Origin of the sequence: Enterococcus sp. DIV1420a (assembly GCF_051712165.1) — a bacterium.
Classification (GTDB): Bacteria; Bacillota; Bacilli; order Lactobacillales; family Enterococcaceae; genus Enterococcus; species Enterococcus faecalis.
The window spans coordinates 985,938-1,011,080 of record NZ_JBIOOI010000002.1; the positions used below are offsets into that span (position 1 = coordinate 985,938).

The following is a 25,143-nucleotide window of genomic DNA, read 5'->3' on the forward strand; positions in this document are numbered from 1 at the left end:
AAAACAAGCAAAATTACTCTTTTGCTTGTTTTTTTGCTTCTTCTTTTTTTACTTCTTGTCGTTGTTTTGCCAGTTCTTCAAGAGGTACTTCTTTCTTTAATGGATCAACGGCGAAAGAATCGAAGAGTTTATCTAAGTCATTGGAACGTTCAAATTTTAATCCCATTTACTAAGCCTCCATTCCTTTTTTTATAGTGTAGCACGTTTTTTTTCATTTGGATAGCAACAGAAATGTAAGAATTCGTCATAGTTGGGTCTAGTGTAATTTCTCGTAACTAGGACTTGCCAAACATGAAAAAACAAGCTATTCTTTAGTAAGAATTAGTTAGAAAGAAGGCACTTTATGAAAAATCCGTTAATCGGCGGTGTTCGTTTTTATCAACGATTTATTTCTCCAGGATTGCCTGCACGTTGTCGCTATTACCCAACGTGTTCACAATATATGATTGATGCAATTCATACACATGGAAGTGTCAAAGGAACAACGATGGGGGTAGCACGGATTTTACGATGTCATCCTTTTGTTAAAGGCGGCATTGACTATGTTCCGTTGAAATTTCGCTTGACGAAAAATCCTGATGAGACCTATCATGGACCGTATACGTATCGAAGAAATAAGAAAACAGAAGTAGAAAAGGATGGATAAATATGGCAATTTTAGCATTTGATCTTGGCGGTTCTTCCGTGAAATACGGCGTTTGGACAGGCAAAGAATTAACAAATCAAGGGAGCTTTCCAACACCTGGCTCTTGGGAAGAAATGAAAGCGCATTTATATTCGGTTTATGCAGACAAAAGAAATGAGTCGATTAGTGGTGTTGCTTTTAGTTCACCTGGAGTAGTTGACGAAAAAAGTCAACAGATTTTAGGGATTTCCGCCATTCCATATATTCATCATTTTAACATTTATGAAGAATTAGAAGCGTTGTTTGGCTTACCAGTGACTATCGAAAATGATGCGAATTGTGCTGGTTTAGCTGAGATATATGAAGGCGCGGCGAAAGGGAAAAAAGAAGTGCTTTTTGTCGTTATTGGGACAGGAATTGGCGGAGCGATTTTTCGCAATGGTGAATTGTACAAAGGCGCTCATTTATATGGAGGCGAGTTTGGACTGAACTTTTTAAGTAATGGCCAAACATTCAGTGAAATTGGCACAGCTGTCAAAATGGCTCAGCGCTATTGTGAACGAATTGGAGTCGAAAAACAGGCGGTGACAGGAGAAGAAGTTTTTGAACTGGCACAACGAGGGGATGAGATTGCTCGCGAAGAAGTCAATAATTTTTATGATTATTTAACACAAGGATTATTCGGCTTACAGTTTTCTTATGATCCTGAAATGATTGTACTTGGAGGTGGTGTTTCTGCTAAAGAAGGCTTATTAGCAGAGATTAATCGCCGGATGCTAACGCATTTACAAACCTTTGAATTAAAAGATTTTGTTCCAGAAATCGTGACCTGCCATTATCAAAATGATGCCAACTTGATTGGCGCAGCCGCCAACTTTCAAGCAAAAACGAATTGGGAACTATAAAGAAACAGCCGATTGTTATTCTCTTCAATCGGCTGTTTCTTTATTTATTTGCCTTGTCATCAGTGTTTTCTTCTGCAGCAATCCGCGCTTGAACTTGTTGGCGTAAAGTTTCTAGTTCTTTTTCTTTCTTTTCTAATTCAGCTAAATCTTCAGAAATTTCATGGGCTTCTTCTGCTGGCTTAGGTTGTAAAAAGACGTTTAAACCAATCGCTATAAAGGTCCCAATGAATGTATCCAACACACGTTCCATTGCATATTGAAAGGAATCGCTTTGCGGAATACTTAAAGAAATCATTAAAAGTGTCGCAGTTGCAGAAATGATTCCAGCATTGTTATTAATCCCATCAGAAACAACGATGACGATAATGACTAAAAGTGGTAGCAGCAGTAATTCTACTAAGTGTTGATTAGGAAAATAATCTTGTGCTAATACATAAAGCAAAGCTAAAAAGCCACCCAATGTGTTTCCAATAATGCGCGATTTTCCAAAAGACAAACTGGTATTTAAATCTTGTCTTAATGAAAAAACAGCTGCTAAACAGGCAATCATAGGTGAGCCACGATGGAAAAATTGAAATAAAAGAATACACAGCATGACAGCAATTGCTGTTTTTAACGTTCGCATGCCTAAACGAAATCGACCCACTATCATAAATATTCGCTCCTAAATAACTTTTCTCTTTAATGATAACCGAAATAGAGGTAAAATTACTAGAGAAAAGTGAAGAATTATTATTTTTTAAGGGGAGTATGCATGAAAATTGGTTTACGAACAGTCAAGACAGCCATTAGCGCTGCATTAGCAATGATTATTGCGGAAAAACTGGGATTACTTTATGCCCCTTCGGCAGGGATTATTTCAGTTTTAAGTGTTACTAGCACGAAAAAAACATCTGTCATGACAGGAATTTATCGTTTGTTATCCTTAGCTTTAGCAACTATTTTAGCGTATATTTGTTTTACTTTTTTAGGTTTTACAGCGATTGCTTTTGGTATTTTTTTGTTATTATTTATTCCAGCAGCTGTGTATTTTCAATTATCTGATGGGATTGTTGTGAGTTCCGTTTTGGTAACTCATTATTTAGTCGAAAAAAATCTTTCTTGGGCGATTATTGGAAATGAATTTTTATTAATGAGTATTGGTGTGGGACTAGCGTTATTAGCTAATTCCTATATGCCTGATACAGAAAAACGTTTAAGAGAAGACCAAGAAGTCATTGAAACAATGTTTCGTAAAATTTTAAGGGAAATGGCGCTACATTTAAACAACGCTGCAGGAGAGCGAAATTTGGTCATGCATTGTGCAGATTTAAAAACCTTTATTCGCACAGGCGAGACGTGGGCCAAAAATCATGCCGAGAATCAATTGCTGTCTACCAATACGTACTATTTAGAGTACTTTGCGATGAGAAAAATGCAAAGTAATATTCTAAAAAACATGTTGGAATTATTAGAAGATATTACTGTTGATGCGCAACAAGTTCGCTATATTCAACAATTGTTGGAATATACGGCAGAAACATTTGCAGAGAATAATGATGGACAAGAAATTATGAATCGAATTAAGACCGTTTATGAAACCTATCGCACAAAACCATTACCGCAAACAAGAAGTGAATTTGAAAATCGGGCGCGACTCTTTCAGTTTTTACAATTGTTTCAGTCATTCATTCAAGTCAAAGCGGACTTTGCCAAATTACAACTAGATAAATAAACAAAAAAGAAACCTTTTTAAACGGAGGTTTCTTTTTTTGTTCTCTTAAAAATTCAGGCAAGTTCTTTAGTATTCATTGAGAATGTGTTAAACTAATGAGAAAGAAAAATAAAAGGAATGACCGCAATGGATAATGCTCAAGTGAAGAGAAAACATTTCCGTTTTCCAGCGTATGATGATGAACAGGGCGTAAAATTACCAACAGATAATGAACGTAACTTATTTCAAGATGATCTGATTGGTAAAGCAATGTCTGGTAGCAGAAGAACTACAACATCTGCCGAAGATACTAGACAAAGCACACCATCCGTCCAACAACCAACAACGAATCAATCAACTACAAATAAACAAACACAACAATTAACGGCAGCACAACAAGAGCAATTAGCACGTCATCGTTCTAATTTGCCAGACTACACAAAACATGCTAGTAAAGCAACGAAAAATAAACAAGCAACGAAAAAAAATAATAGCCTTTTTGGGACGCCAAAAGGAAATGGCTGGACACAAACGTATAAAAAAAAAGAAGTCGTAGCGAAACCAAGTAGACCTGCCGCATCACCATTAGTGCAGAAAACGACACCTTCTTATTTTGTTCCTAAATATATCCCGGCTTCTGTGATTCCTGAGGAACAGGAACCTAGTTTTACTGAAGAAGAGTTGCTAAAAGCAATGAAAAAAGATCGGCGTTCATATGTCATTCTTGATGATGAACCAACGGCTTTTCAAGTGAAAGATACGGAAGAAGATCCAACGGTGCGGAAGTTTAATATTCCAACCTCAGAACCTGAGATTCCTTTAACTAGACGACAATATCAACAAATCAAACCAGACTTAGAACGTTTTGGCGAAGATGCGTTGGATTTACGTTCGCGTTCCCGTTTGAATGCCGCAAAGAAAAATGCTAAAAGTCAAACTGCTTATGGGAAAAAATTAGCTAAAGCGAATGCTCAAGTGGAGCCTGAAGCACTTGTGACAGAAGAGAAGAAAAAGGGCATCTTGGATAAACCATTAAGTGGGATGCTAGAAGATTCAAGTTCTGTATTAGAAAACAGTAAATATTTTAGTTAAGAGATGAAACTTGCATGTGGATTTGAAACATGTAAGTTTTTTATTCTGTTTTAATAGTTGATTATTTTTTTGTTTTATACGATAATGAATCTCGTATGATTGAAATTTTTTTAAAAAAGGTATGTTTTATATAGTGACAGAGAAGAGGATTATAATGGGAAATCAAGAGAACAAATTATACCATTTTGTCGGAATTAAAGGTTCTGGCATGAGCTCATTAGCGTTGGTCTTACACCAAAAAGGCTACAACGTTCAAGGATCAGACGTAGAAGAGTATTTCTTTACACAACGGGATCTTGAAAAATCAGGTGTCCCTATTTTACCATTTAATGCAGATAATATTGATAAAGACATGATTGTTATTGCTGGAAATGCTTTTCCAGATACCCATGAGGAAATCGCCCGCGCCATCGAATTAGGCGCAGAAGTAATTCGTTACCACGATTTCATTGCTCGTTTTATCGAACCGTATACAAGCATTGCTGTAACAGGGTCACATGGGAAAACAAGTACGACTGGTTTGCTAGCACATGTATTAAGTGGTATCAATCCAACTAGTTATTTAATAGGGGATGGCACTGGCCACGGCGAACCAGATGCTGATTTCTTTGCATTTGAAGCGTGTGAATATCGCCGTCATTTCTTGGCTTATTCACCAGATTATGCGATTATGACGAATATCGATTTTGATCATCCAGATTACTACAAGAGCATTGAGGACGTTTTTTCAGCGTTCCAAACAATGGCTCATCAAGTCAAAAAAGGAATTTTTGCTTATGGTGATGATAAGTATCTTCGTCAGTTAGAATCAGAAGTGCCAGTTTATTATTATGGCGTCAGTGAAGAGGATGATATCCAAGCCCGAAATATTCAACGAACAACGGAAGGCTCATCTTTTGATGTTTATCACAAGGATGATTTTGTAGGTCATTTTGTCTTACCAGCATTTGGCCATCACAATATCATGAATGCGCTAGGTGTGATTGCTGTGGCTTATTTTGAAAAACTTGATATGCAAAAAGTCGCAGAAGAAATGCTAAGTTTTAAAGGTGTAAAACGTCGTTTTAGCGAGAAAAAAGTCAGTGACATGATTATTGTTGATGATTATGCGCACCATCCAGCTGAAATTAAAGCAACGATTGATGGCGCCCGCCAAAAATATCCTGACAAAGAAATTATTGCTGTCTTCCAGCCACATACATTTACACGAACAATTGCCTTAATGGATGAATTTGCTGAAGCACTGGATTTGGCAGATGAAGTATTCTTATGTAATATTTTTGGCTCTGCACGTGAAACACAAGGCGAGGTACGCATTGAAGATTTAGGCGAAAAAATTCAAAAAGGTGGACAAGTAATTACCGAAGATAATGTGTCGCCTTTACTAGATTTTGAAAATGCAGTGGTGGTCTTTATGGGTGCTGGCGACGTTCAGAAATTTGAACAAGCTTACGAAACATTACTAAGTAACACAACTAGAAACGTTTTATAAGAGAACATAAACAAAATCGGGACAGGGGTATCTGGCTTCAAAAAATAAGAAGCTGCTCCTGTTCCGTTGTTTTTTTTAGAATGCTAGCATGGTAGATAAGTTGGTTTTGTTTAAACATCCTTTAAAGACTACTTTTTAACTTGCCTTTTAAGTACATTTTGGTACAATTATCTTATCAATAACGGAGGTGTACTAATTTGAATATCGGAAAACCGAGAAAATTAGGCAAAACCATCGAAGATATCGAAGAGGGAGATTCGTTGTCCTTGACAGAGTCAATTGAAGACAAGGACTTATTACTTTACTTGGGCTTGACCAATGATGCGAATCCTTTATATATCCAACATGATTATGCCCAAAAAACAGAATATGAAAAACCAATCGTACCATCAATTATGCTGATGGGAATTATCACTAGTGCGATTTCAAAACATTTACCAGGACCAGGTTCACATGTTGTGAATTTCTCTGTGAACTTTGTGGAACCCGTTTTTCATTACGAAACATTGACTTTCCAATTAGAAGTAATCAAAGTCGACAAAATGAAAGATGTGATTACCATTTCAGTTGAGGCTGTTAATGAGCAAGAAAATCGCGTGTTAGATGCAGTGGTGATGGTTCAACCACCCCAAGTGACGATTGATGAACTAACAGAGAAAGAAGGGACTTTAACTTATGAATAATCAAGAGTATATCCAAACTGGCACAGGTTTGAATAAATTTTATGCCAAAATTTACGGATTTTTAGCGTTAGGAATTGGTATTAGCGCAATTATGGCTTATGCAATGACAACTGTTTTTTTACCCGTTCTAGCTACTTTATTCCAATCAAGCTTAGCTTTTTGGATGATTTGGCTTGTTGAAATTGGCTTAGTTTTATATCTAGGCGCAAAAGCACAGAAGAATCCAACCATTGCGATTGCAGGATTTGTTGCGTATGCATTATTAAATGGTGTCACTTTATCCGTGACGTTATTAATGTATACTGGTGGAACAGTGGCCGGCGCATTTTTAAGTGCAGCAGCTACCTTTGGCGCGATGTCATTAGTAGGTGTCTTTACGAAGAAAGACCTATCAGCAGTTGGTCATGCCGCTTATAGTGCCTTAATTGGAATCATCATTGCGATGTTGCTAAATATGTTCCTTTTACACAGTAATGCTGTAGAATTCTTTATTTCCATTTTAATGGTCCTAATTTTCTCAGGGATTACTGCTTATGATAACCAACGTATACGCCAAGTCTATGCGCAAACAGGTGATCAAGCAGGTACTGGGATGGCCGTTTTCTTCGCATTACAATTATACCTTGACTTCATCAACTTATTCTTAGCTTTCTTAAGAATTTTTGGTAAAAACAACTAACATGAACGTAAAAGAGCCAATCTGCTCAGCAGATTGGCTCTTTTTTTAACCCATTCCAATAGCGAAATTCAACAGTTTATCGGAGTATGTTGGGTTTTCTAAATCGGTTTTCATTGTTTCGTTCAGTAGACTGAGCTGATCGGTAATGATGCCATCGACGCCATAAAAAATCATTCGTGTCATAACATCTTCATCATTTGCTGTCCAAGCATAAACCTTTTTCCCATCATGATGAGCGGCATTTACAAAGTTACGATTCATTGTACTGTATTCCATAGTAAAAAAGTCAACTGGCATTTTAGGCGGTCCCACAATGTTGAAAGGAATAACGTAGCCTACATAAAAGCGTGGTTCTTCTTTCTTTAAGGCCATCGCCGTATCATAGGTTAAGGTATGAAGGATATGGCCGTTTTCTAAAATATTTTCACGGTATTGTTTGACAAAGCGCTGTACTAAATCAGGGCTATCTTGAGGCGTGGTTTTGATTTCAATTAATAAACGTTGTTTTAATTGATTGGCTTTGGCTAAATAATCATCGAAAGAAACCATTTTAGCAGTTTGACCATTTTCTGTGACATTCATATTCGTTAATTCTTTAAGTGTTAATTGATTCGGTCGTTTATTAACGCCTGTTAACGCCCGTAAATTAAAATCGTGCATGACAATAAATTGATGGTCTTTGGTTTCTTGAATATCCATTTCAACATAATCAGGTTTTGCCTTATTGGTCTCGATTAAAGAGTCCAAGGTGTTTTGAACGCCATTGTTACCATTAACACCACGATGGGAGATGGTAACCGGTTTTCGGTCAGGTGTATGACTTAGGTAATTCGTATTATAGGTGCCTACACCAATTCCGAAGATGATTGCAATCAAACAAAAAAGAACGACTCTGAAGGTGGTCCATTCTACCCGAACCTCTGATTTCGGGGTGAACCATTCTGGCGTGTCAGGCAAAATCCCTTCATCCTCCATATCATCAACAATAATGTAAAAAATAGCAACACTAGACAACACCAAGTTTAAGAGCATCATAACCTGAAGGAGTGTCATAGCGATGACAGCGCTAGGTAAAGACCACTCAGGTTTAAACGTTTCGACTGCGGTTTGACCTAAAAATATCAAGAAATAGCCAGCCGTAAAAATCCCTAAAACAGTTCCACCAATGATAATAAATTGCCCTAAAATCTGGAAAAAGCGCCGCTTTGTAATTTGCCAACTACGTTTTAAAGACTCACGAAAACCAACATCACGTAAAATCAACTCTGGAAGGGCAAAAGCAAGTCTAATCGCTAAATATAAGATAATCAGTTCTAACAATACGAAACCAATAATAATAATGACGCGATTTGCAAAAATAAAATCTAAGATAAAGGCTGGAATCTTAACTCTTGTTAATAAATAAGAGCGGAAGGTTAACCCACTTAATGGTAAAATCAAAAAGAAATATGCCAGGAAAAACAGAAAGGTAATTCCTCGAACTTTTTTGATCTGAAGCAAGGTGCCGTGCAATAATTGCGTTAGAGTAATTGGTTGCTTTTTCTTAATAAAATAGACACTAAGCAATAAAAAGGTAAATTCAAAAAAGAGCGCTAGTAAAATTAACAGCCCAATTAGTAGAAAAGTCAAAAGGACATAGGGATGTTGCGTAGCAATTGACCCTAAGTTATCGTAGGAAATATAATCAATCCCACCTTCTTTGAGTACCAATTTAGACAAACTTGTCAATAAAGGCAATAGAACGAATAACATAAATCCGTGCATCAAGAGCACATCGCGAAAATACGCCGTTGTCCCTTTAAGAAAATCTAGCGTATTCACAATACTATTTTTAAAATAACTAAACATCAAAAGTCCCCCAGTTTCTACCAAAATTCCATAATAAAAGGACTAAATCAAACTGACACAGGCAGAGTTTTGATTTAGTCCGTTCGCTTTTTTATTTATTTTACATTCCCAGTAAGCTAGTTAAAAATGTACCGCCATAAATTAACGCAAGACTATATAAATAGATAGAAGCAGGTTTTGCTAATAAAATAATCAGAGTAAATTTTTTCACAGACATTTTTGTTAAACCGGCCATTAAACAAAGCGCATCATCTGGTGCAATCGGGAAGAAAATTGCTAAAGCAAACAATCGTTCAAAACGTTTTTCATTGTCTAACCAACCGATATACTTGTTATATGTTTTATCACTGACAAGGCTCATAATGAATGGTTTCCCATAATTACGACCTAATAAGAAAATGATAATAGAGCCAAGTGCAATACCAACGTAATTATAGACGAAGCCCATTGTTGGCCCGAAAATCAAGACCCCTGCAGCACAGCTAACACCACCAGGAATAATCGGAATAACCACTTGAATAATCTGAATTAACATGAAAATAATCGGACCGAGAATGACAGATTGCCCTACTAGTCCTCTTAGTGCATTGATGTCCTTGAAGACACCTAATCGGATAAAATAGATGGTTGCAATTATGGTTGCAACAATGCCCAAAATGGAAATAATATTAACAATTTTTCTAGATAGGGTAACACTCACATTTCTCATCTCCTTTAGTTATACTCATCGTACTTTTAGTATATAACTTTTTATCAATAAAAAACATCGTTTGTTCTTTCTGCAAACGAACAAAGTTGTAAGATACACATCATTTGATAAGTTTATTATACAAAAAAAGAGACAGAAAAGACATCCTACTTAAGACCCATTCTGCACTGATCTTTCGAAAGAGAGTAAAAGAAACGAAAGTGGCGCATTTTTTAGTAATATTATAGAGGGGCAAAGAGTGAAATTAAATTTGCATCCACGTCTTTAATGATTGCGTATCGTTGGCCCCAAGGTGCATTCCAAGGTTCTTTAAAAACAATGTAACCAGCTTGGCTCATTTTTTTTACGGTGCTATCAACTTCTGCGGCCGTTTCACAAAGAAAAGCAAGTTCAATTTTATCGCCTTGTGGGCTAGGCGCAAACCCATAGACACCAGTAATCATTTGTAGTGAATTTAAAGAAATCCTGACGCCATTGTTTTGTAATTCTGTGTAATCGGGCGAAGCTTCTCCCAGCACGTTAAAACCTAGCGTTTGGTAAAAAGAGAGTGCTTGTGTCATATCGTTGACGATAATACCGACCATATCTAACTTCATCCTCATAACCTCCGATCTATGATAAAATAAGTGTAAGGGATTTTTTGGTAAAAACCAAACGATTTATAGCGAAAGTGCTTAAAAAATTAAAATGTAACAGTTTACAACGAAGAATAAGAAGACTATAATTATGTTAACTAGTTTTAGGTGTACCTAAAAGTGAAATGTGTGAACAAGATAGATTGAGGGATGTTGGATGAAAGAAAAGAAAACGGAAAAAATGCTTAATTATGCAAATGGACCTAGTTTAGAAGAGATAAATAATACCGTTGAGGTACCTAAAAATGCTAGCTTTTGGCGAACTTTGTTAGCCTATAGCGGACCTGGCGCTTTAGTGGCTGTTGGTTATATGGATCCAGGAAATTGGATTACGTCAATTGCTGGCGGAGCGGAATATAAGTACACGTTACTTAGTGTGATTTTACTTTCTAGTTTAGTTGCCATGTTACTACAAAGTATGGCTGCGCGCTTAGGAATCGTGACAGGAATGGATTTAGCCCAAGCGACTAGAGAGCATACAAGTAAACGAACGGGCGTTGCCTTGTGGGTGGTGACGGAGTTAGCCATAATGGCAACAGATATCGCTGAGGTAATTGGTGGTGCCGTTGCTTTGCAATTATTATTTGGTTTTCCATTATTAATTGGTGTGTTGATAACAACGTTTGATGTTTTATTACTGTTGCTACTGACAAAGTTAGGCTTTCGCAAAATCGAAGCAATTGTTTCTTGTTTAATTGCAGTTATCTTTTTTGTTTTTGCTTATGAAGTGGCATTAGCAGATCCAAATGTTGGTGAAGTATTACGAGGTTTTATTCCAGACACAAAAATAGCGACAGATAAATCCATGTTATTTTTAGCCTTGGGAATCGTTGGAGCGACAGTCATGCCTCATAACTTATATTTGCATTCTTCCATTGCGCAAGCTCGGAAATTTGATCGTAACGATGATGCTGAGAAAGCCAAAGCAATTCGTTTCACTACTTGGGATTCAAATATTCAATTAACTGTCGCTTTTGTCGTAAATTGTTTGTTGTTAATTTTAGGAGGAGCATTATTTTATGGAACCAACAGTGAATTAGGTAAATTTGTTGATTTATTTGATGCTCTGAAAAATCCAGATATTGTTGGTAATATTGCTAGCCCAGTGTTAAGTATTCTTTTTGCAATTGCTTTACTGGCTTCGGGTCAAAATTCAACGATTACAGGTACGCTGTCAGGACAAATTGTAATGGAAGGCTTTATCCATTTAAAAATGCCGTTGTGGGCACGACGAGTGTTAACTCGTTTGTTAGCAATTGTGCCAGTCATTATCTGTGTCATTATTTATGGCGGTAGCGAAACGGCTGTTGAAGACTTGTTGCTTTATACGCAAGTTTTCCTAAGTATTGCTTTGCCAGTGTCGATTATTCCTTTAACGATGTATACAAGTGATAAAAAATTAATGGGCCAATTTGCGAATCCAGCGTGGGTGAAATTTTTAGCTTGGATTATTGCTATTGCCTTGACGTTATTGAATTTATTTTTAATTTATGGCACATTAACTGGTTTAACGAATTAATAAAAACAAAGGCTGACTGGAAAAGTTGGCCTTTGTTTTTTCATAGAATTTGCGCGTAAGAAATGGTAGAATAGGAAAGATGAAATACAAGGAAGAGAGGCTTTCACGTGACAGATTATTTAAATGTAGGAAAAATTGTGAACACACAAGGAATCAAAGGGGAAGTTCGGGTCATTTCGAAAACGGATTTTCCAGAAGAACGTTATCAAAAAGGGGCAACGTTACTGCTATTTCAAGAGAAAAAAGCACCAATTGAATTGGTCGTGAAGTCCCACCGCAAGCATAAGAATTTTGACATTTTAAGCTTTGAAGGACATCCAAATATCAACGATGTTGAAAAATATCGTGACGGTATTTTAAAAGTTGAAAAAGACAATCTCGCTGAATTGGCAGAGGACGAATTTTATTATCACCAAATCATTGGTGCCACTGTTTATGATGAAACCGGTAGTGAACTGGGAAAAATTAAAGAAATTTTATCTCCTGGTGCGAATGATGTGTGGGTCGTCCAACGACCAAAGAAAAAAGATTTACTTTTACCGTATATTGAAGGCGTTGTTACAAAAGTCGATGTCGAAAATCAACGGATTGATGTGGACATTCCAGAAGGATTGATTGACGATGAGAATTGATGTATTAACTCTTTTTCCTAGAATGTTTGAAGGACCAATGGGGGAATCAATTATTGGGAAAGCTCGGGAAAAGCAGTTATTAGAATTGAATGTCTCTAATTTTCGCGATTTTTCAGATAACAAACACCAAACGGTCGATGATTATCCGTATGGCGGTGGCGCGGGGATGCTTTTAAAAGTACAACCGATCTATGATAACCTAAAGGCAATTGAAGAAGAGACAAACCAGCAACCAAAACGGGTCATCTTATTAGATCCAGCAGGAAAACCGTTTAATCAGAAAATGGCCGAGGAATTTTCACAAGAAGAACATTTAGTTTTTATTTGTGGACATTATGAAGGCTATGATGAGCGAATTCGCACGATGGTTACAGATGAAGTTTCATTGGGGGATTACGTTTTAACAGGGGGCGAATTAGGCGCAATGGTCATGATTGATGCGACAGTCCGTTTATTACCTGATGTCTTAGGTAACAATCTTTCTGCACAAACGGATTCACATTCCACTGGCCTATTAGAGCATCCACAATATACCAGACCTGCTATTTTCAATGATATGGAAGTCCCTGCCGTGCTAACGAATGGTAACCATAAATTAATTGCAGAATGGCAACTAAAAGAATCATTACGACGGACCTTTTTGCGTCGACCTGACATGTTGGAATCAGTAGAAATGACGCCTGAAATGTTGAAGTTATTAGAGGAAATTAAACAAGAAGAGCAAAAATAAGGGAACTTTCAAGAAAATTCTCTTTACAGCTTATTTTGTCTGTGGTAAACTAATTTGGTGAGTGCAATGCGCTCTAACTATTACAATATTCCGCTGTGGCAGAAGTGACCATAAGAATATTTGGGAATAAGGAGAAGGATAAAATGAATCCATTAATTCAAGAATTAACACAAGAACAATTACGTACGGATATTCCTGCGTTCCGCCCTGGTGACACTGTTCGCGTTCATGCGAAAGTAGTCGAAGGTACTCGTGAACGTATCCAGTTATTCGAAGGTGTTGTAATTAAACGCCGTGGTGCTGGAATCAGCGAAACTTACACAGTACGTAAAGTTTCAAATGGTGTTGGTGTGGAACGTACATTCCCATTACACACACCACGTGTTGCTCAAATTGAAGTGGTTCGCTACGGTAAAGTACGTCGTGCAAAACTTTACTACTTACGCGCATTACACGGAAAAGCAGCTCGTATCAAAGAAATCCGTCGTTAATCTTTACTATTCGACAAACGAACACCCTCTTGCTCAGCAAGAGGGTGTTTTTTTGTGTAATTAAGTGGAAAATCAACATTGACTAAGACCAGAAATGCTTCCTTTAGTGTTCCTAGTTGCTCTAATATAAGACACCAAATTGATAACCATTTGCTTGATAAAACTCTATTAATTGTGGCAATGCTTGTTTTGTTAATTCCTTATCTACTGAATCATGCATTAAGACTACTCTAATATTATAATCTGGATAGACCTCAAGTGAATGTTGATGGAAAGCGAGCATTTCTGCGACTGTAGTAGGCTGTCTGTCTAACGGCTCCGCATCTCCAACCATCGCATTCCAGTCAATCCAATGGATGCCAAGTTGTTTGAATAATTCATCAGATTTTTCTGTACCTCCCCATGACATATGACCTCCTGGGTATCGCCAGAGAGTTGTTTGAAATGTTTCGCCCAATATTTTTTTAAGAGAGTTCTCCATGGTTGCTATTTCCGCTTGTATTTCTTCAGTGTTGACAATCCCGTTTGGATATAACGTTGCATAATCATGAGTTGAACTATGAAAGCCTATTGAATGTCCTTCTGCAACTTCGCGTTTCACTATCTTTTGATTTTCGGAAGTTAGGGTATTTCCTACAAGAAAAAAAGTTGCGTGGACGTTATACTTTTTTAATGCATCTAGGACTTGTGGGGTTATTTGATTATTAACGCCATCATCAAAGGTTAAGAATACTAATTTTTCACCTTTGTAAGGTTCTTCTCCAGTTATATATTTTCTGATTTTGTCTGCTGAGTAAGCATATTTTTTTGATGAAATAGTCATGTGTGTTGATTCCTTTTCTAACTTGGTCGGGGAATCTTTTTTTGCAGTTGAATTTTTAGTCGATGTCTGCGTAGTATCATCATTTTTACTTGTTATCTTGGGTTGAGTTAATAGGAACGTTTGAATGAAAACAAGAACAATGAGGATTAACGCACTAAATAATACATACCCGTTTATTTTGAATTTTCTTTTCTTATGTCGCATACTTTCACTCCTCTTTGGTTAATGAAAAAGTTAAAAAATACACCTCCACGTTATACAAAATTGAACGTCCTATTAGTTATAGACGAATTTGAGGACCAAAAAGTTTCAATTTTTTCAATTTAGTTAGTTGTTTATTTAATAAAAAATAAAAGGTTGCTAGAGGATGAAAGGAGTATACTTTATTTATCTAGAAGAGTAATCGGAATGAGAAAGGGCTGTGGAAATGGATCATCAACAGGTGTTGAAAAATGAAATTAAACAATATTTAGTGAGTAAAAACTGTGAGAAGACGTATTATCATTGTATGGAAGTTGGAGAGTATGCCTATCAACTTGGTGAAAAATATTTAACTAGTCCAGAAAAAGTAAGTATTGCAGGATATTTACACGATATCTCTGCGATTTATCCAAATAATCAGAGAATTAGTGTCGCACAAAAATATGGGATTGAATTAAACGAAGCAGAAATGGCCTTTCCAATGATAATTCATCAAAAAATTTCTAAGTCTATTGCGAAAATGGATTTTGGTATTGAAGACAATGAAATTTTATCAGCTATTGAATGCCATACAACACTGAAGAAAAACTATTCGGACATAGATTTAGTTTTGTTTGTCGCTGATAAAATAAAGTGGGATCAAGAAGGGAAGCCACCATACTTAGATGGTTTATTACAAGCTTTAAATTGTTCTTTAGAAAATGCCGCATATTTCTATATCGATTATATTTTGAAACACGATATTAAAGTTGTGCATCCTTGGTTATGGGATGCTTACAATCAACTTAAATTGACAATTAAATAACAAATAAATATAGCCGTTTTTAGTCGAGTTTTGCTGGTGAGAAAAGGGGAAAAGTAGTACAGTATTCTTGTCAGAAAGAAGGGATTCCCAATGAAAAAAATAATCTTGATAGGTCTTTTATTGAGTATTTTATCAGGATGTTCTTCCAACAAAAATGGTGACAGCACTGCAAGCAAGCCGACAGCAACATCAGAAATGAAAGCACCTGCTACCGTTAACAGTAGCCAAGCGAGTCAAATGAGCACGGAGTCAAAATCTAGTACAACTCGAAGTAATTCTTCTGCTTCTACTAAAACTGAAAATCAGTTGTGGTCTGTGCAAAAAAAAGCACAGCTACAACAATTTATGGCTGATTGGGGGCAACGGATGAACCAAACGTATAAAGAATATACACCAGGAAATTCAATCAATTTTAATGGTGTTCAAGCGCCTGATGGTCTAGTAGGAAATGTTACTATGCAGCCAGCGATTGGTCAGCATCCTATTTATTTAGAATGGTCTGAAAATGGACAAGTGAAGGATGGATATGCGTTAGTTGCTGTTTACTCTGATGCAGAAACGCAACCAGAAATGCAAAAGCATTTGTATTTATTCACCATCGTTAACAATCAGCCCTTAGTTTTAGTGACGATGCAAAATCAAGGAAATCCTTATGGCTATCTATATTTTGGAGCAACAGATAATGCAGAGTTGAGGGCTGGCTTTGAAAAAATTGTAGGTGCCCCGTCAATTACTAAAGAACAAATCCCAAATATTTCAGTCAATCCGTGGTCTTCAAAAGAGGAAGCGATTGATTTTTACGAAGGAATGTATAAAAACACGACAAACGAAATTTCAACTCAAATTGACTGGCATAACTATCAGCGGGCAAATTGGCGCGAGGTAGAAACAAAAGGCGACACTTTGACATTGCATTTTGCCAACGTAGGCGGTGCTGGAGGCTCATACACACAATTCACGAAAGTTGGTACGAATACTGTTGTTGTATCATTTGATGGTAATGCCGCTTATCCCGATAACCCTAGTAGCGTTTTACTCGTGCAAAACAGTGATTATAAAGTTTTAAGGACTTTGAATCAGTAATAGGGGAAATACATCGTTTACTTAAACATAGGCAAAGGCGGGTTGCTTACCTTTTTATAAGCAGCCTGCCTTTGCCTATGTGCTATTTTTTTGGATAGAGGTGCTCAGAGTAGGGGATGTTTTTCTGGGAAGTTTTTATGCTAGATCTCTATTTGACTAGGCTCAAATAGATCTGAATCAATCGTTGAAGTGATATCTGTTTATATAAAGATAGGCTAAATCGTCAATTTTTTACAAATCGTCGTTCATGTTAAAATAAATGGAGAAATGTTTTAGTATTCATAGTAAGTATTTTATCGTAGAATAAAAGATATACTAACAATGGAGCGATGAAAATGCTAAAAGAAGAAAGATTAAATGCGATAGTCTCTCTAGTAGATCAAAAAGGGGCAATCAAAGTTACTGAAATTATGGAACGATTAAATGTTTCGGATATGACTGTTCGTAGAGATTTGACAGAATTAGAAGCAGCGGGGCGTTTAAAACGAGTACATGGAGGAGCTAGCAGTTTAAATACATATCGTCCACATGAACTGTCTCATGATGATAAACAAATTATTAATAGTGTTGAAAAAAAAGAAATTGTCCAAAAAGCATTAAGTTTAATTCACGAAGAAGAAACTATCTTCCTAGGACCAGGAACAACTATTGAACTTTTGGCCGAGGCAATGGAATTTAAACATTTAAGAGTAGTAACAAACTGTTTGCCTGTGTTTGAAACGTTAAGTAAAAAAAAGAATGCGTTGACCATTTATTTGGTTGGTGGAGAAATGCGACTTTTAACTAAATCTTTTTTTGGTGAAATCGCTAATAAAGCATTAGAAGAAATGCATTTCCATAAAGCATTTTTTAGTTGCAATGCGTTAAAAGATAATAAAATTATGACAGCCACTATTGAAGAAGGACAAACACAAGCAATTGCATTAGATAACTCAATAGAAAAATATTTGTTAATGGATACTTCTAAAGTAGAGAAACAGGATTTTTATTCTTTTTATCAATTAGAAGAAGTGACAGCGGTAGTTACAAATAAAGATAAATTTGACACATCTAAAGTATTGGAAAAAGTTGTCAGGGTGATTTACTAAAAAGAAGAGGTGCAGATGCACCTCTTCTTTTTAGTTTCCCTTATTGAGCTTTTTGAGCATAAATAATATTTCGCTTCTTCATTTGTTTTGCATACCAAATGAAAATCAGTAGATAGGCGACTAGCGCCAGACATGCGTATAAAATAAATTCGAGTTGACCTTGTGATGCATTGCCGACTAAGTATCCTAAGAATTTTTCCATTGGCCCTTCCATGGTAGTATGTGAAATTAAAGTATTATTATTTAGACCCGCTGGGAAAGCGCCAACTTTTTTTGCGGTTTCGGTAACGAACGGTGCAATTAGGGTACCAGACCATAAGAACAAAGGTAATTCGATTGCTCCAATGATAATCATTCGGATGAGTTTACCTCTTGTAACTACTAGTAGAGCAGGGGTTACACCCATTGCAATAATTCCGCCAAGTGGTAAAAGTTTATTGCCAGGTAGGACAATGGCTTCTAATAGCATAATTGGAGCCAATACGTTAGCTGCTGCCCAGATTTCAGCACGACCAGCTAAGAAAGGCCAATCTAAACCAATATTAAGTGTACGCCCTTTTAATTTATTCGAAGCAAAATCAGTGATACCTTGTGATAAAGGCTCAACTGCAGCGATAAACCAAGTTCCAATTAAAGAGAATAGTTCCAAACAGACTGCAGCCGTAAAGGATAGAGAAAAAATTTGCGTGGGTGTTTGGCCAGCTAAAAGACCCACAAAAATCCCTAAGTAAATCCCGATGGCAAATTTTGATCCCCAAAAGCCAATTTTACTATTCAATTTGGCAGCGTCAAAATCGTATTTGTCTAACCAAGGAAAAAGCTTATCAAAAATTTTATCAAAAACCATAATGATTGGGTTCATCATATAGTTCATATGTGTGGTAGTCATAGGATTGGTATCTGGGGCGTTAAGTAAATCGTTAAACGTTGGTTTCATTAAGTCAGAATTGATAATTTTTAAAACACCTATGAAAATAACTAAGATTGTTGCAATTATTAAGTTTGCGCCACAAAAAATAGCAAATAAACCAACAATCGATAGATGCCAAATGTCGAAAATATCCACATCTAATGTGTTTGTTTTATTTAGAATTAACATAATGACATTGACAATCACCATAATTAAAAGAAAGTAAAGGGTGTAAGGAGATCCCCAAGTGATGGTGGCCAAAGGTGCCCAACCAACATCGGTAATATTTAAAGAAATTCCTGTACGTTCTACGAAAGAGGCCATTGCATCTGAGAAAGCAGTAGTTAAAATTCCTATAATAGCACTGATACCAGTTAAAGCAATTCCTAGTTTAAGACCACCTTCTAATGCGCGAGTGAGTTTTACCTTAAAACAAAGGGCAATCAGTGTTAAAACAATAGTCATTAAAGGAGCAGCACCTAAATCAATTAAAGGTTTAAAAATTGTATTTGCTAGGTCAATAATCGTATTCATTTATTTTCTCCTTCATAAGCTAAGATAACAAAATTTTTATCTTAGTTTTGTTAGTGTTGACAGTGAAGCGTAAGTAATTAGTCTGAAAAGGAAATCATTTGTTTAAAGAGTGAATGATACTTTCCATTTGTTGATAAACAGGTTCAGCCATTGCTGGAATTCGATAAAGAATTGCGCCTGCATCAACTACAGGAATCGTGATTGGGAAACCCAAATCTGTTTTGGCGATTTGGGCGAAAATATCATAGTGGGATAGCATCTCTTGATTGATATCTTTAATCATTACGGCATCGCAAGAAACTTGGTAGCCTCTTTTAGATAATTCTGTTTCTAATGCAGATTTGATTTGATGGCTAGAGTTTACCCCAGCCCCACATGCAGCTAAAATTTTAATCATGTTAAATCTCTCCTTTAAAATTTTTTTGTAAAAAACGATAAACTTCTTCTTTATCTTCACATTGAAAAAAAGCCAATAGTGATGAACGGTCTGTCGTGTTAATAAAATCCATGATAGTCGCTAAAAGACCCGTTTGTTCAATACCGTTTTCATTTAAAATCATGAAAAGAAAGGAAACAGAGAGCGTTTCATCTGGGATAATCATGTTATGAAATGATAAGGATTGTTTCAATTTAATCGGGATAATTCTTGTCGTGCGTACAAAGGTACTTTCGGTATGCGGAATGGCGATATTCGGTAGTGCAGGATCAATCGGTGTTAAACTTAAACCAGTCGGATAGTTGTGTTCTCGTTCCAATAAATTAGTTAGAAAATCAGGTGTAACTAATTTCTTTTTTAACAAGTCTAAATAAACTTCTTCAAAAACTTCTTCTTGTGTTTTTTTGTTTGAAATATAGGTAGTATCTAATGAAAAAATCGATGTTTTAATAACCATAGAACCCCTCGTTTCTTTAATATATTATTATTTATTTACAAGTATAATATAAAACGCTTTCAAAAAGATGTCAACACAATATTAAACAATAATAAACAAAAAAGAAAATAAATGTTGAATAAAGTTCGATATTGTTTTATTATGTTTTCGAGAAGGGGATTTGAGTTTAAAGAAAGGGACAGAATTTTAATAGTAGATACACGAGGTAAGGAGGAAAACAAAATGCGTGTCATACTTGGTTCAGATTTAGATGGAATAAAATTAAAAGCAGAAATGAAACAATACTTATTGCAAGAAAAAGTTGAGGTAATCGATAAAAGTGAAAGTGCTTCGGAAGACTTTATAGAAGCAACGCTTGCTGTTGCTCATGAAGTTTTAAAGGATACTGAAAGTTTAGGAATCGTTTTTGATGGTTATGGGGCAGGTAGTTTTATGACTGCTGCTAAAATTAAAGGAATGATTGTCGCTGAGTTGTCAGATGAGCGTTCTGCATATATGGCGCGAGAACACAACAATGCTCGGATGATCACGGTGGGCGCAAAAATTGTTGGAACGGAACTAGCCAAAAACATAATAAAAGAATTCTTAACAGGTCATTATGCAGGCGGGCGTCATCAAATACGTGTAGATATGTTAAATAAAATGGCTTAACAAATAATAGAAAGGAAGTGTTTTTATGAAAATTGCCATTGGTTGTGATCATATTGTGACGGATACCAAAATAGCAGTTTCTGATTTTTTGAAAGCAAAGGGATATGAAATTTTAGATGTAGGCACGTATGATTTTACTCGAACTCACTATCCTATTTTCGGAAAAAAAGTGGGAGAAGCCGTAATGAGCAATCAGGCTGATTTGGGTATATGTATTTGCGGAACAGGCGTTGGAATTAACAATGCGGTTAACAAAGTGCCGGGTATCCGTTCTGCTTTAGTTCGCGATATGACTACAGCGTTGTATGCGAAAGAGGAATTGAACGCAAATGTTATTGGTTTCGGTGGGAAAATAACAGGAGAATTCTTGATCTGTGATATCGCTGCTGCCTTTATTGAAGCACACTATCATCCAACAGAAGACAACGAACAACTAATTGAAAAAATTAATCAAGTTGAAAAACAACATCCAGAACAACAAGATGCGCACTTTTTCGATGAATTTTTAGATAAATGGCAACGAGGAGTCTATCACGATTAGTACGTAATCAATGAGGGTTATTTGAGAAAGCGGTCTTAAATAATAATCATTGGTATTTGAGTTAAATTCCCCTTCATTAATTTTTATTGCTGTTTTAATGTGGCACTGTAAAGAGCATTATTAAGAAAAAGAAGTAACAAAGGAACAAATTGAAGGCTATACAGGTAACCATAAAAAGTACACGAGAAAAGAACTCGTGTACTTTTTATGGTTTCGCTGCTTGTTTTATTTTAGTAATTATTTTTCTATAAAAATAGTCCCAGAATTATTAAAATAATCCCGATAACTAAACTGCCGATGCCAGAAGCCGTACCATATTTTTTACCTAAATTTATATCAGTAGTATTTTTAGGAATCAAGTTTGAGAAAAAATAAAATTTTTTTACCAAGATTAGATATGCAACAAGTAAAAGTAATAATCCTAAGAGAAGATAACTAAGATTTTCAGCTAATAAATTTAGATGAGCTAATAACAATATCCCCAAAAAGAAGCCTACCAATCCATATTTCATCGTTTTTTCTTTTGCTGACATACAAATATCCCTACTTTACTTTTTAATTTATTAAGAGCATAAAACCATAGATTCGATATAAGTTCATTTTGTTGTATCCAAAAGAGCATGACCTGGAATGACCTATATAATTAGAAAATTGGAGTGATATATAGTTATTTTACCATAGCTTAAATGAGTTGATTAACTCCGAATAATGTACAACTATGTACACCTATTGTGGGTGGAATGTGTGTTGGGACTTTGCTAACCTAATAGTTGAAAAAATGAATCAATAAATTTAGAAAAGGGACTATTCAAAAGCAACTTTTTTGGGAATTGCTATATTATTTATTTTTTTAAGCGTAATCAACTAAATGTTTTTATGGATAAAGAAAGTCATTGTTCCTTGTAATCAAGCTACAACAGCCAAATTCATTAGAACTTTTTTAGTGAATGACTTTAATTTTAGAAAGGTACTGTTGTTAAACATTCATGCTATCAAAGGAGTGTGAGGCGAACGAAGCAAATATTTTCATTTTATAAAAGTTGTATTATGGACTCTTAAAAAGAGGTGATTTAAAAAATTTTGAAGTGGAAATGTTAAGAAAGGAGAGAGGAAATGACTTATTTAGTTCTGGTCAGTCATGGCGATTTTGCTAGAGGATTAAAAAATTCATTAGGAATGTTTGCTGGCGATGATATAGAGACAGTCAGAGTGTTTGGCTTACAACCTGGTGAATCTACCGATAATTTTGGTAAGCGGTTTCTTTGTGAAGTTGAAAAATTACCGCAGGAAACGAGGCTAATCGTTTTGGCTGATATTGTAGGCGGGAGTCCACTTGCTACTATTTGTAAAGTATTAGATAAGCAAAAAATGCTAGAAAATTCTCTGATTGTTGGAGGAGTGAATTTTCCAATGGCTTTAAATGCGCTTCTATTGAAAGAAACTAGTGAATTATCTGATTTGAAAAAAATGATAGTAGCAGATGCTTGTCATGGCATTAGAGAGTTAACTGTAAATGAAGACGATGTAACTGAAAACGATATAACTGAAGAGGATATCTAAAGGAGAAGATGAACATGTCAATTTCTTTTGTTCGAATCGATGATCGAATGATTCATGGCTTAATTACTTTACGTTGGACTAAAGAAATGCCTTGTGATGGCATTATAGCTGTGAATGACAAAGCAGCAAGTAACCCTATTTTAAAGGAAGCATATAAAGCAGCTGCACAAGATAAAAAAACCTTTATTTGGACAATGGCGCATTTTTTTGATGTAAAGGATAAAGTATTAGCGTCTAAGTCAAAATACTTTTTGATTACAAAGAGCCCTTTGGATATGAAAAAAATTTTGGTAGATTGGCATTTTGTTCCAAGTGAAGTAAAAATGATTAATGTTGGACCGGGGAATGATCGCGAAGGGACAATTAAATTAGGGGATAACCAATCCTTTACAGCAGAAGAAGCAGCGGCTTTTGAAGAAATTGAAAAGGCTGGTTACAAAGTGGATTTTGCCTTGTTACCTGATCAACGAATTGGTTCTTGGGCGCATTTTAAAGCTAAATTTGGTTACTGATTCTAGAAGTTTTGAAAAGAGGAGAGTAGTATTATGACAATCAACTGGATACAAGCGGCTATTTTAGGCCTATTTGCTTGTCTGTGTTCAAATTCTTGTATGGCTGGACAAGCGGTGGGAAATTATACGATTGGGCGTCCTTTAGTCGGCGGATTAGTTTGTGGCATTATTTTAGGAGATTTAAAATTAGGAATCGCTTGTGGCGTAGCAATGCAATTAGTTTACATTGCTTTGGTCACACCTGGAGGCACAGTGTCTGCTGATGTGCGGGCAATTTCATATATCGGGATTCCTTTGGCGATGGTGGCGATTTCGACCAAAGGGTTAGATCCACTTGGCGGCTCTGCAGCCGACCTGGCTAAATCGGTCGGCACATTAGTTGGAACGATCGGAACGGTATTATTTTATTCTGTTGCCGCGTTAAATTTAGTTTGGCAATCGTTTGGTTGGAAAGATATAAAAAAAGGCAAGCTTGATCATTTATATGCCATTAATTTTGGTTGGCCGTGGATTTCTCATCTACTTTTTTCCTTTTTGCCAACCGTGATTTTAACCTATTTTGGGGCTACGGCTGTTACAGCAATGAGAGATGCATTACCTATGGATGGTCTTGCAATGAAAACGCTTTTTACTGTAGGTGGCATGCTTCCGTGTGTGGGAATTGCAATTTTGTTACGTCAAATTGTTAATAAGAACATTGATTTTGTACCTTTTTTTGTAGGGTTCACATTAGCTGCTTCATTAAAACTCAATTTAGTCTCAATAACGATTATTGCGCTTCTTTTTGCTGTAATTTTTTATAAAATTGCTTTGATTAAAAACAATACTAAACTGGTTGATTCAACGGGAAGTCTAACGAATGATGACGAAGAGGAGGACATATGAGATGGAAGAGTTGAAAGCAAATAAATTAGACCAAAAAACGTTAAAGCATTCTTTTCATTTATGGTTTTGGGGAGCGTTAACTTGTTTTTCACAACAGCATATGCAAACGTTCGGCTATCTTTCTTCAATGCTTCCTATTATCAAAAAACTTTATCCAAAACATGAAGACCAAGTGAAAGCCATTCAAGCATATACAGCTTTTTTTAACACAAATCCAATGCTTGGAACGGTCATTGTTGGTGTGACTGCTAGTATGGAAGAGGCTAGAGCAAGTAAGAATGAAATTGATGGAGAAACCATTAATGATATGAGGGCAGGATTAATGGGGCCAATTGCAGGGATTGGTGATTCGTTAGTTGATGGTACCTTGATTCCTATCTTGTTAGGAATTTCCTTAGGAATGTCCACGGGCGGTTCGCCAATTGGTGCCATATTTTATATTATTGTTTGGACGTTAATTTCCTATTTTGGCCAACGCTTTTTGTATTTTAGAGGCTATCATTTTGGCGATAAAGCAGTAAGTTTCTTAGTTGGGAAAGAAGGAGCCGCCGTTAGAGTTGCTATCGGAGTTATTGGTAGTATGGTTGTCGGTGGGGTCCTTGCATCTTGGGTAAATGTGACTACTTCTTTTAAATTAATAGGTGCTGACGGAAAAGTTTTCCTTAAACTGCAAGATAAAATTGACAGTATTTATCCAGGATTATTAACGATACTTGTTACCTTGTTTTGTTGGTGGTTAATGTCCAAAAAACATGTTTCCGCTATTTGGACGATGCTTATTTTAGTTGTTATTTCTCTCGTTGGCGTTTTATTAGGTATTTTCAATCCAGGATTAACTTACTGAACAATCACCAAAAAGGACTCTAACTGTTAGAGCAAACTGACTTTTGCAGAAAATCGATGACGAAAAAGCTAATAAATTAA

30 protein-coding genes are annotated in these 25,143 nt (G+C 36.0%); 20 read left to right on the forward strand and 10 right to left on the reverse strand.

Features of this window, described 5'->3' with window-relative positions; translation table 11 throughout:
* Positions 1–13: 13 nt before the first annotated feature.
* Positions 14–166, reverse strand: a complete 153-nt coding sequence (locus IGI80_RS16070; RefSeq protein ID WP_002357156.1) for an SPJ_0845 family protein — start codon at positions 164–166, stop codon at positions 14–16.
* A 177-nt stretch (positions 167–343) separates the two neighbouring features.
* Between IGI80_RS16070 and yidD the strand changes: the two genes are divergently transcribed.
* Together yidD and IGI80_RS16080 are read left to right on the forward strand one after the other, a co-directional pair.
* Complete coding sequence (gene yidD / locus IGI80_RS16075; protein WP_002357157.1) at positions 344–646, forward strand: membrane protein insertion efficiency factor YidD; 303 nt, start codon at positions 344–346, stop codon at positions 644–646.
* 2 nt (positions 647–648) lie between these two features.
* Entirely contained in the window at positions 649–1,530 is an 882-nt protein-coding gene (locus IGI80_RS16080) for an ROK family protein (RefSeq protein ID WP_002360061.1), read from the forward strand.
* 40 nt (positions 1,531–1,570) lie between these two features.
* On the opposite strand, the gene IGI80_RS16085 is transcribed toward IGI80_RS16080, so the two are convergent.
* Positions 1,571–2,182: an FUSC family protein gene (locus IGI80_RS16085; protein ID WP_002374566.1), complete on the reverse strand. Its 612-nt coding sequence runs from the start codon at positions 2,180–2,182 to the stop codon at positions 1,571–1,573.
* Positions 2,183–2,284: 102 nt separating this feature from the next.
* Between IGI80_RS16085 and IGI80_RS16090 the strand changes: the two genes are divergently transcribed.
* The 5 genes from IGI80_RS16090 to IGI80_RS16110 all read left to right on the forward strand — a co-directional run bounded on the left by IGI80_RS16090 (position 2,285) and on the right by IGI80_RS16110 (position 7,169).
* Positions 2,285–3,244, forward strand: a complete 960-nt coding sequence (locus tag IGI80_RS16090; protein WP_002360063.1) for an aromatic acid exporter family protein — start codon at positions 2,285–2,287, stop codon at positions 3,242–3,244.
* A gap of 117 nt (positions 3,245–3,361) precedes the next feature.
* Positions 3,362–4,315 carry a hypothetical protein gene (locus tag IGI80_RS16095; protein ID WP_353973662.1) on the forward strand — a complete coding sequence of 318 codons (954 nt, stop codon included), beginning with the start codon at positions 3,362–3,364 and terminating at the stop codon, positions 4,313–4,315.
* Between the two features lie 154 nt (positions 4,316–4,469).
* Positions 4,470–5,807 (forward strand): UDP-N-acetylmuramate--L-alanine ligase, encoded by a 1,338-nt coding sequence (murC, locus tag IGI80_RS16100; RefSeq protein WP_002357163.1) that lies wholly within the window; start codon positions 4,470–4,472, stop codon positions 5,805–5,807.
* Between the two features lie 197 nt (positions 5,808–6,004).
* Entirely contained in the window at positions 6,005–6,490 is a 486-nt protein-coding gene (locus tag IGI80_RS16105) for a MaoC/PaaZ C-terminal domain-containing protein (protein WP_002357164.1), read from the forward strand.
* On the forward strand, positions 6,483–7,169 hold the full coding sequence (locus tag IGI80_RS16110; protein ID WP_002357165.1) for a Bax inhibitor-1/YccA family protein: 687 nt from the start codon (positions 6,483–6,485) through the stop codon (positions 7,167–7,169). Before IGI80_RS16105 ends, IGI80_RS16110 begins: the two co-directional genes overlap by 8 nt.
* A gap of 45 nt (positions 7,170–7,214) precedes the next feature.
* Here the strand turns inward: IGI80_RS16110 and IGI80_RS16115 are convergent, their stop codons facing one another.
* The 3 genes from IGI80_RS16115 to IGI80_RS16125 all read right to left on the reverse strand — a co-directional run bounded on the left by IGI80_RS16115 (position 7,215) and on the right by IGI80_RS16125 (position 10,322).
* Positions 7,215–9,017 (reverse strand): glycerophosphoryl diester phosphodiesterase membrane domain-containing protein, encoded by a 1,803-nt coding sequence (locus tag IGI80_RS16115; RefSeq protein WP_438724172.1) that lies wholly within the window; start codon positions 9,015–9,017, stop codon positions 7,215–7,217.
* 100 nt (positions 9,018–9,117) lie between these two features.
* Positions 9,118–9,717, reverse strand: a complete 600-nt coding sequence (locus tag IGI80_RS16120) for a TVP38/TMEM64 family protein (protein ID WP_002357169.1) — start codon at positions 9,715–9,717, stop codon at positions 9,118–9,120.
* A 230-nt stretch (positions 9,718–9,947) separates the two neighbouring features.
* Positions 9,948–10,322, reverse strand: coding sequence for a VOC family protein (locus tag IGI80_RS16125; RefSeq protein ID WP_438724173.1), 375 nt, complete (start codon positions 10,320–10,322; stop codon positions 9,948–9,950).
* A 196-nt stretch (positions 10,323–10,518) separates the two neighbouring features.
* On the opposite strand from IGI80_RS16125, the gene IGI80_RS16130 reads away from it, so the two are divergent.
* From IGI80_RS16130 to rplS, 4 genes are all read left to right on the forward strand, one after another.
* Positions 10,519–11,880 (forward strand): Nramp family divalent metal transporter, encoded by a 1,362-nt coding sequence (locus IGI80_RS16130; RefSeq protein WP_002360069.1) that lies wholly within the window; start codon positions 10,519–10,521, stop codon positions 11,878–11,880.
* A 107-nt stretch (positions 11,881–11,987) separates the two neighbouring features.
* Positions 11,988–12,512 (forward strand): ribosome maturation factor RimM, encoded by a 525-nt coding sequence (gene rimM, locus IGI80_RS16135; RefSeq protein WP_002362017.1) that lies wholly within the window; start codon positions 11,988–11,990, stop codon positions 12,510–12,512.
* Entirely contained in the window at positions 12,502–13,242 is a 741-nt protein-coding gene (gene trmD / locus IGI80_RS16140; protein ID WP_002381776.1) for a tRNA (guanosine(37)-N1)-methyltransferase TrmD, read from the forward strand. The genes rimM and trmD overlap by 11 nt, the downstream gene beginning before the upstream one ends.
* Before the next feature lie 143 nt (positions 13,243–13,385).
* On the forward strand, positions 13,386–13,733 hold the full coding sequence (rplS, locus tag IGI80_RS16145; RefSeq protein ID WP_002357176.1) for a 50S ribosomal protein L19: 348 nt from the start codon (positions 13,386–13,388) through the stop codon (positions 13,731–13,733).
* Positions 13,734–13,854: 121 nt separating this feature from the next.
* Here rplS and IGI80_RS16150 read toward each other — a convergent pair whose 3' ends face one another.
* A complete protein-coding gene (locus IGI80_RS16150; protein ID WP_002378417.1) occupies positions 13,855–14,760 on the reverse strand; it encodes a polysaccharide deacetylase family protein in 906 nt (301 codons plus the stop codon).
* Between the two features lie 223 nt (positions 14,761–14,983).
* Between IGI80_RS16150 and yqeK the strand changes: the two genes are divergently transcribed.
* From yqeK to IGI80_RS16165, 3 genes are all read left to right on the forward strand, one after another.
* A complete protein-coding gene (gene yqeK / locus IGI80_RS16155) occupies positions 14,984–15,562 on the forward strand; it encodes a bis(5'-nucleosyl)-tetraphosphatase (symmetrical) YqeK (protein ID WP_031324486.1) in 579 nt (192 codons plus the stop codon).
* Between the two features lie 90 nt (positions 15,563–15,652).
* Positions 15,653–16,645, forward strand: coding sequence for a DUF4767 domain-containing protein (locus IGI80_RS16160; RefSeq protein ID WP_438724174.1), 993 nt, complete (start codon positions 15,653–15,655; stop codon positions 16,643–16,645).
* 335 nt (positions 16,646–16,980) lie between these two features.
* Positions 16,981–17,733 carry a DeoR/GlpR family DNA-binding transcription regulator gene (locus IGI80_RS16165; RefSeq protein ID WP_002362011.1) on the forward strand — a complete coding sequence of 251 codons (753 nt, stop codon included), beginning with the start codon at positions 16,981–16,983 and terminating at the stop codon, positions 17,731–17,733.
* 40 nt (positions 17,734–17,773) lie between these two features.
* Here the strand turns inward: IGI80_RS16165 and IGI80_RS16170 are convergent, their stop codons facing one another.
* The 3 genes from IGI80_RS16170 to IGI80_RS16180 form a co-directional block, all read right to left on the reverse strand.
* The gene (locus tag IGI80_RS16170) at positions 17,774–19,177 is read right to left on the reverse strand and encodes a PTS galactitol transporter subunit IIC (RefSeq protein ID WP_438724175.1); all 1,404 of its coding nucleotides are present in this window, start codon (positions 19,175–19,177) and stop codon (positions 17,774–17,776) included.
* Positions 19,178–19,271: 94 nt separating this feature from the next.
* Positions 19,272–19,574 (reverse strand): PTS fructose transporter subunit IIB, encoded by a 303-nt coding sequence (locus IGI80_RS16175; protein WP_002357185.1) that lies wholly within the window; start codon positions 19,572–19,574, stop codon positions 19,272–19,274.
* A 1-nt stretch (position 19,575) separates the two neighbouring features.
* Positions 19,576–20,070, reverse strand: coding sequence for a PTS sugar transporter subunit IIA (locus IGI80_RS16180; protein WP_002357187.1), 495 nt, complete (start codon positions 20,068–20,070; stop codon positions 19,576–19,578).
* Between the two features lie 222 nt (positions 20,071–20,292).
* Here IGI80_RS16180 and lacA point away from each other — a divergent pair, with 222 nt between their 5' ends.
* Positions 20,293–20,721: a galactose-6-phosphate isomerase subunit LacA gene (gene lacA, locus IGI80_RS16185; RefSeq protein ID WP_002357188.1), complete on the forward strand. Its 429-nt coding sequence runs from the start codon at positions 20,293–20,295 to the stop codon at positions 20,719–20,721.
* 25 nt (positions 20,722–20,746) lie between these two features.
* Positions 20,747–21,262, forward strand: coding sequence for a galactose-6-phosphate isomerase subunit LacB (gene lacB / locus IGI80_RS16190; protein WP_002374591.1), 516 nt, complete (start codon positions 20,747–20,749; stop codon positions 21,260–21,262).
* Between the two features lie 245 nt (positions 21,263–21,507).
* Here the strand turns inward: lacB and IGI80_RS16195 are convergent, their stop codons facing one another.
* Positions 21,508–21,795, reverse strand: coding sequence for a hypothetical protein (locus IGI80_RS16195; protein WP_002362004.1), 288 nt, complete (start codon positions 21,793–21,795; stop codon positions 21,508–21,510).
* 580 nt (positions 21,796–22,375) lie between these two features.
* On the opposite strand from IGI80_RS16195, the gene IGI80_RS16200 reads away from it, so the two are divergent.
* From IGI80_RS16200 to IGI80_RS16215, 4 genes are read left to right on the forward strand one after another with little or no spacing between them, the layout of a single operon-like run.
* Complete coding sequence (locus IGI80_RS16200; protein WP_438724176.1) at positions 22,376–22,822, forward strand: PTS sugar transporter subunit IIA; 447 nt, start codon at positions 22,376–22,378, stop codon at positions 22,820–22,822.
* Positions 22,823–22,836: 14 nt separating this feature from the next.
* Complete coding sequence (locus IGI80_RS16205) at positions 22,837–23,334, forward strand: PTS system mannose/fructose/N-acetylgalactosamine-transporter subunit IIB (protein ID WP_002357192.1); 498 nt, start codon at positions 22,837–22,839, stop codon at positions 23,332–23,334.
* Between the two features lie 33 nt (positions 23,335–23,367).
* Positions 23,368–24,219, forward strand: coding sequence for a PTS mannose/fructose/sorbose/N-acetylgalactosamine transporter subunit IIC (locus tag IGI80_RS16210; RefSeq protein ID WP_002357194.1), 852 nt, complete (start codon positions 23,368–23,370; stop codon positions 24,217–24,219).
* A complete protein-coding gene (locus IGI80_RS16215; RefSeq protein ID WP_438724177.1) occupies positions 24,194–25,063 on the forward strand; it encodes a PTS system mannose/fructose/sorbose family transporter subunit IID in 870 nt (289 codons plus the stop codon). Before IGI80_RS16210 ends, IGI80_RS16215 begins: the two co-directional genes overlap by 26 nt.
* Positions 25,064–25,143 lie beyond the last annotated feature (80 nt).

Coding starts and splice junctions, on each gene's coding strand:
- trmD (WP_002381776.1), top strand. CDS start 12,502: ATGAGAATTGATGTATTAACTCTTTTTCCTAGAATGTTTGAAGGACCA.
- lacA (WP_002357188.1), top strand. CDS start 20,293: ATGCGTGTCATACTTGGTTCAGATTTAGATGGAATAAAATTAAAAGCA.
- IGI80_RS16115 (WP_438724172.1), bottom strand. CDS start 9,017: ATGTTTAGTTATTTTAAAAATAGTATTGTGAATACGCTAGATTTTCTT.
- IGI80_RS16195 (WP_002362004.1), bottom strand. CDS start 21,795: ATGTCAGCAAAAGAAAAAACGATGAAATATGGATTGGTAGGCTTCTTT.
- rplS (WP_002357176.1), top strand. CDS start 13,386: ATGAATCCATTAATTCAAGAATTAACACAAGAACAATTACGTACGGAT.
- IGI80_RS16130 (WP_002360069.1), top strand. CDS start 10,519: ATGAAAGAAAAGAAAACGGAAAAAATGCTTAATTATGCAAATGGACCT.
- IGI80_RS16205 (WP_002357192.1), top strand. CDS start 22,837: ATGTCAATTTCTTTTGTTCGAATCGATGATCGAATGATTCATGGCTTA.
- IGI80_RS16165 (WP_002362011.1), top strand. CDS start 16,981: ATGCTAAAAGAAGAAAGATTAAATGCGATAGTCTCTCTAGTAGATCAA.
- IGI80_RS16090 (WP_002360063.1), top strand. CDS start 2,285: ATGAAAATTGGTTTACGAACAGTCAAGACAGCCATTAGCGCTGCATTA.
- IGI80_RS16160 (WP_438724174.1), top strand. CDS start 15,653: ATGAAAAAAATAATCTTGATAGGTCTTTTATTGAGTATTTTATCAGGA.
- yidD (WP_002357157.1), top strand. CDS start 344: ATGAAAAATCCGTTAATCGGCGGTGTTCGTTTTTATCAACGATTTATT.
- lacB (WP_002374591.1), top strand. CDS start 20,747: ATGAAAATTGCCATTGGTTGTGATCATATTGTGACGGATACCAAAATA.
- IGI80_RS16210 (WP_002357194.1), top strand. CDS start 23,368: ATGACAATCAACTGGATACAAGCGGCTATTTTAGGCCTATTTGCTTGT.
- IGI80_RS16085 (WP_002374566.1), bottom strand. CDS start 2,182: ATGATAGTGGGTCGATTTCGTTTAGGCATGCGAACGTTAAAAACAGCA.
- IGI80_RS16095 (WP_353973662.1), top strand. CDS start 3,362: ATGACCGCAATGGATAATGCTCAAGTGAAGAGAAAACATTTCCGTTTT.
- murC (WP_002357163.1), top strand. CDS start 4,470: ATGGGAAATCAAGAGAACAAATTATACCATTTTGTCGGAATTAAAGGT.
- IGI80_RS16110 (WP_002357165.1), top strand. CDS start 6,483: ATGAATAATCAAGAGTATATCCAAACTGGCACAGGTTTGAATAAATTT.
- IGI80_RS16170 (WP_438724175.1), bottom strand. CDS start 19,177: ATGAATACGATTATTGACCTAGCAAATACAATTTTTAAACCTTTAATT.
- IGI80_RS16150 (WP_002378417.1), bottom strand. CDS start 14,760: ATGCGACATAAGAAAAGAAAATTCAAAATAAACGGGTATGTATTATTT.
- IGI80_RS16215 (WP_438724177.1), top strand. CDS start 24,194: ATGATGACGAAGAGGAGGACATATGAGATGGAAGAGTTGAAAGCAAAT.
- IGI80_RS16200 (WP_438724176.1), top strand. CDS start 22,376: ATGACTTATTTAGTTCTGGTCAGTCATGGCGATTTTGCTAGAGGATTA.
- IGI80_RS16125 (WP_438724173.1), bottom strand. CDS start 10,322: ATGAAGTTAGATATGGTCGGTATTATCGTCAACGATATGACACAAGCA.
- yqeK (WP_031324486.1), top strand. CDS start 14,984: ATGGATCATCAACAGGTGTTGAAAAATGAAATTAAACAATATTTAGTG.
- IGI80_RS16080 (WP_002360061.1), top strand. CDS start 649: ATGGCAATTTTAGCATTTGATCTTGGCGGTTCTTCCGTGAAATACGGC.
- IGI80_RS16070 (WP_002357156.1), bottom strand. CDS start 166: ATGGGATTAAAATTTGAACGTTCCAATGACTTAGATAAACTCTTCGAT.
- IGI80_RS16175 (WP_002357185.1), bottom strand. CDS start 19,574: ATGATTAAAATTTTAGCTGCATGTGGGGCTGGGGTAAACTCTAGCCAT.
- IGI80_RS16180 (WP_002357187.1), bottom strand. CDS start 20,070: ATGGTTATTAAAACATCGATTTTTTCATTAGATACTACCTATATTTCA.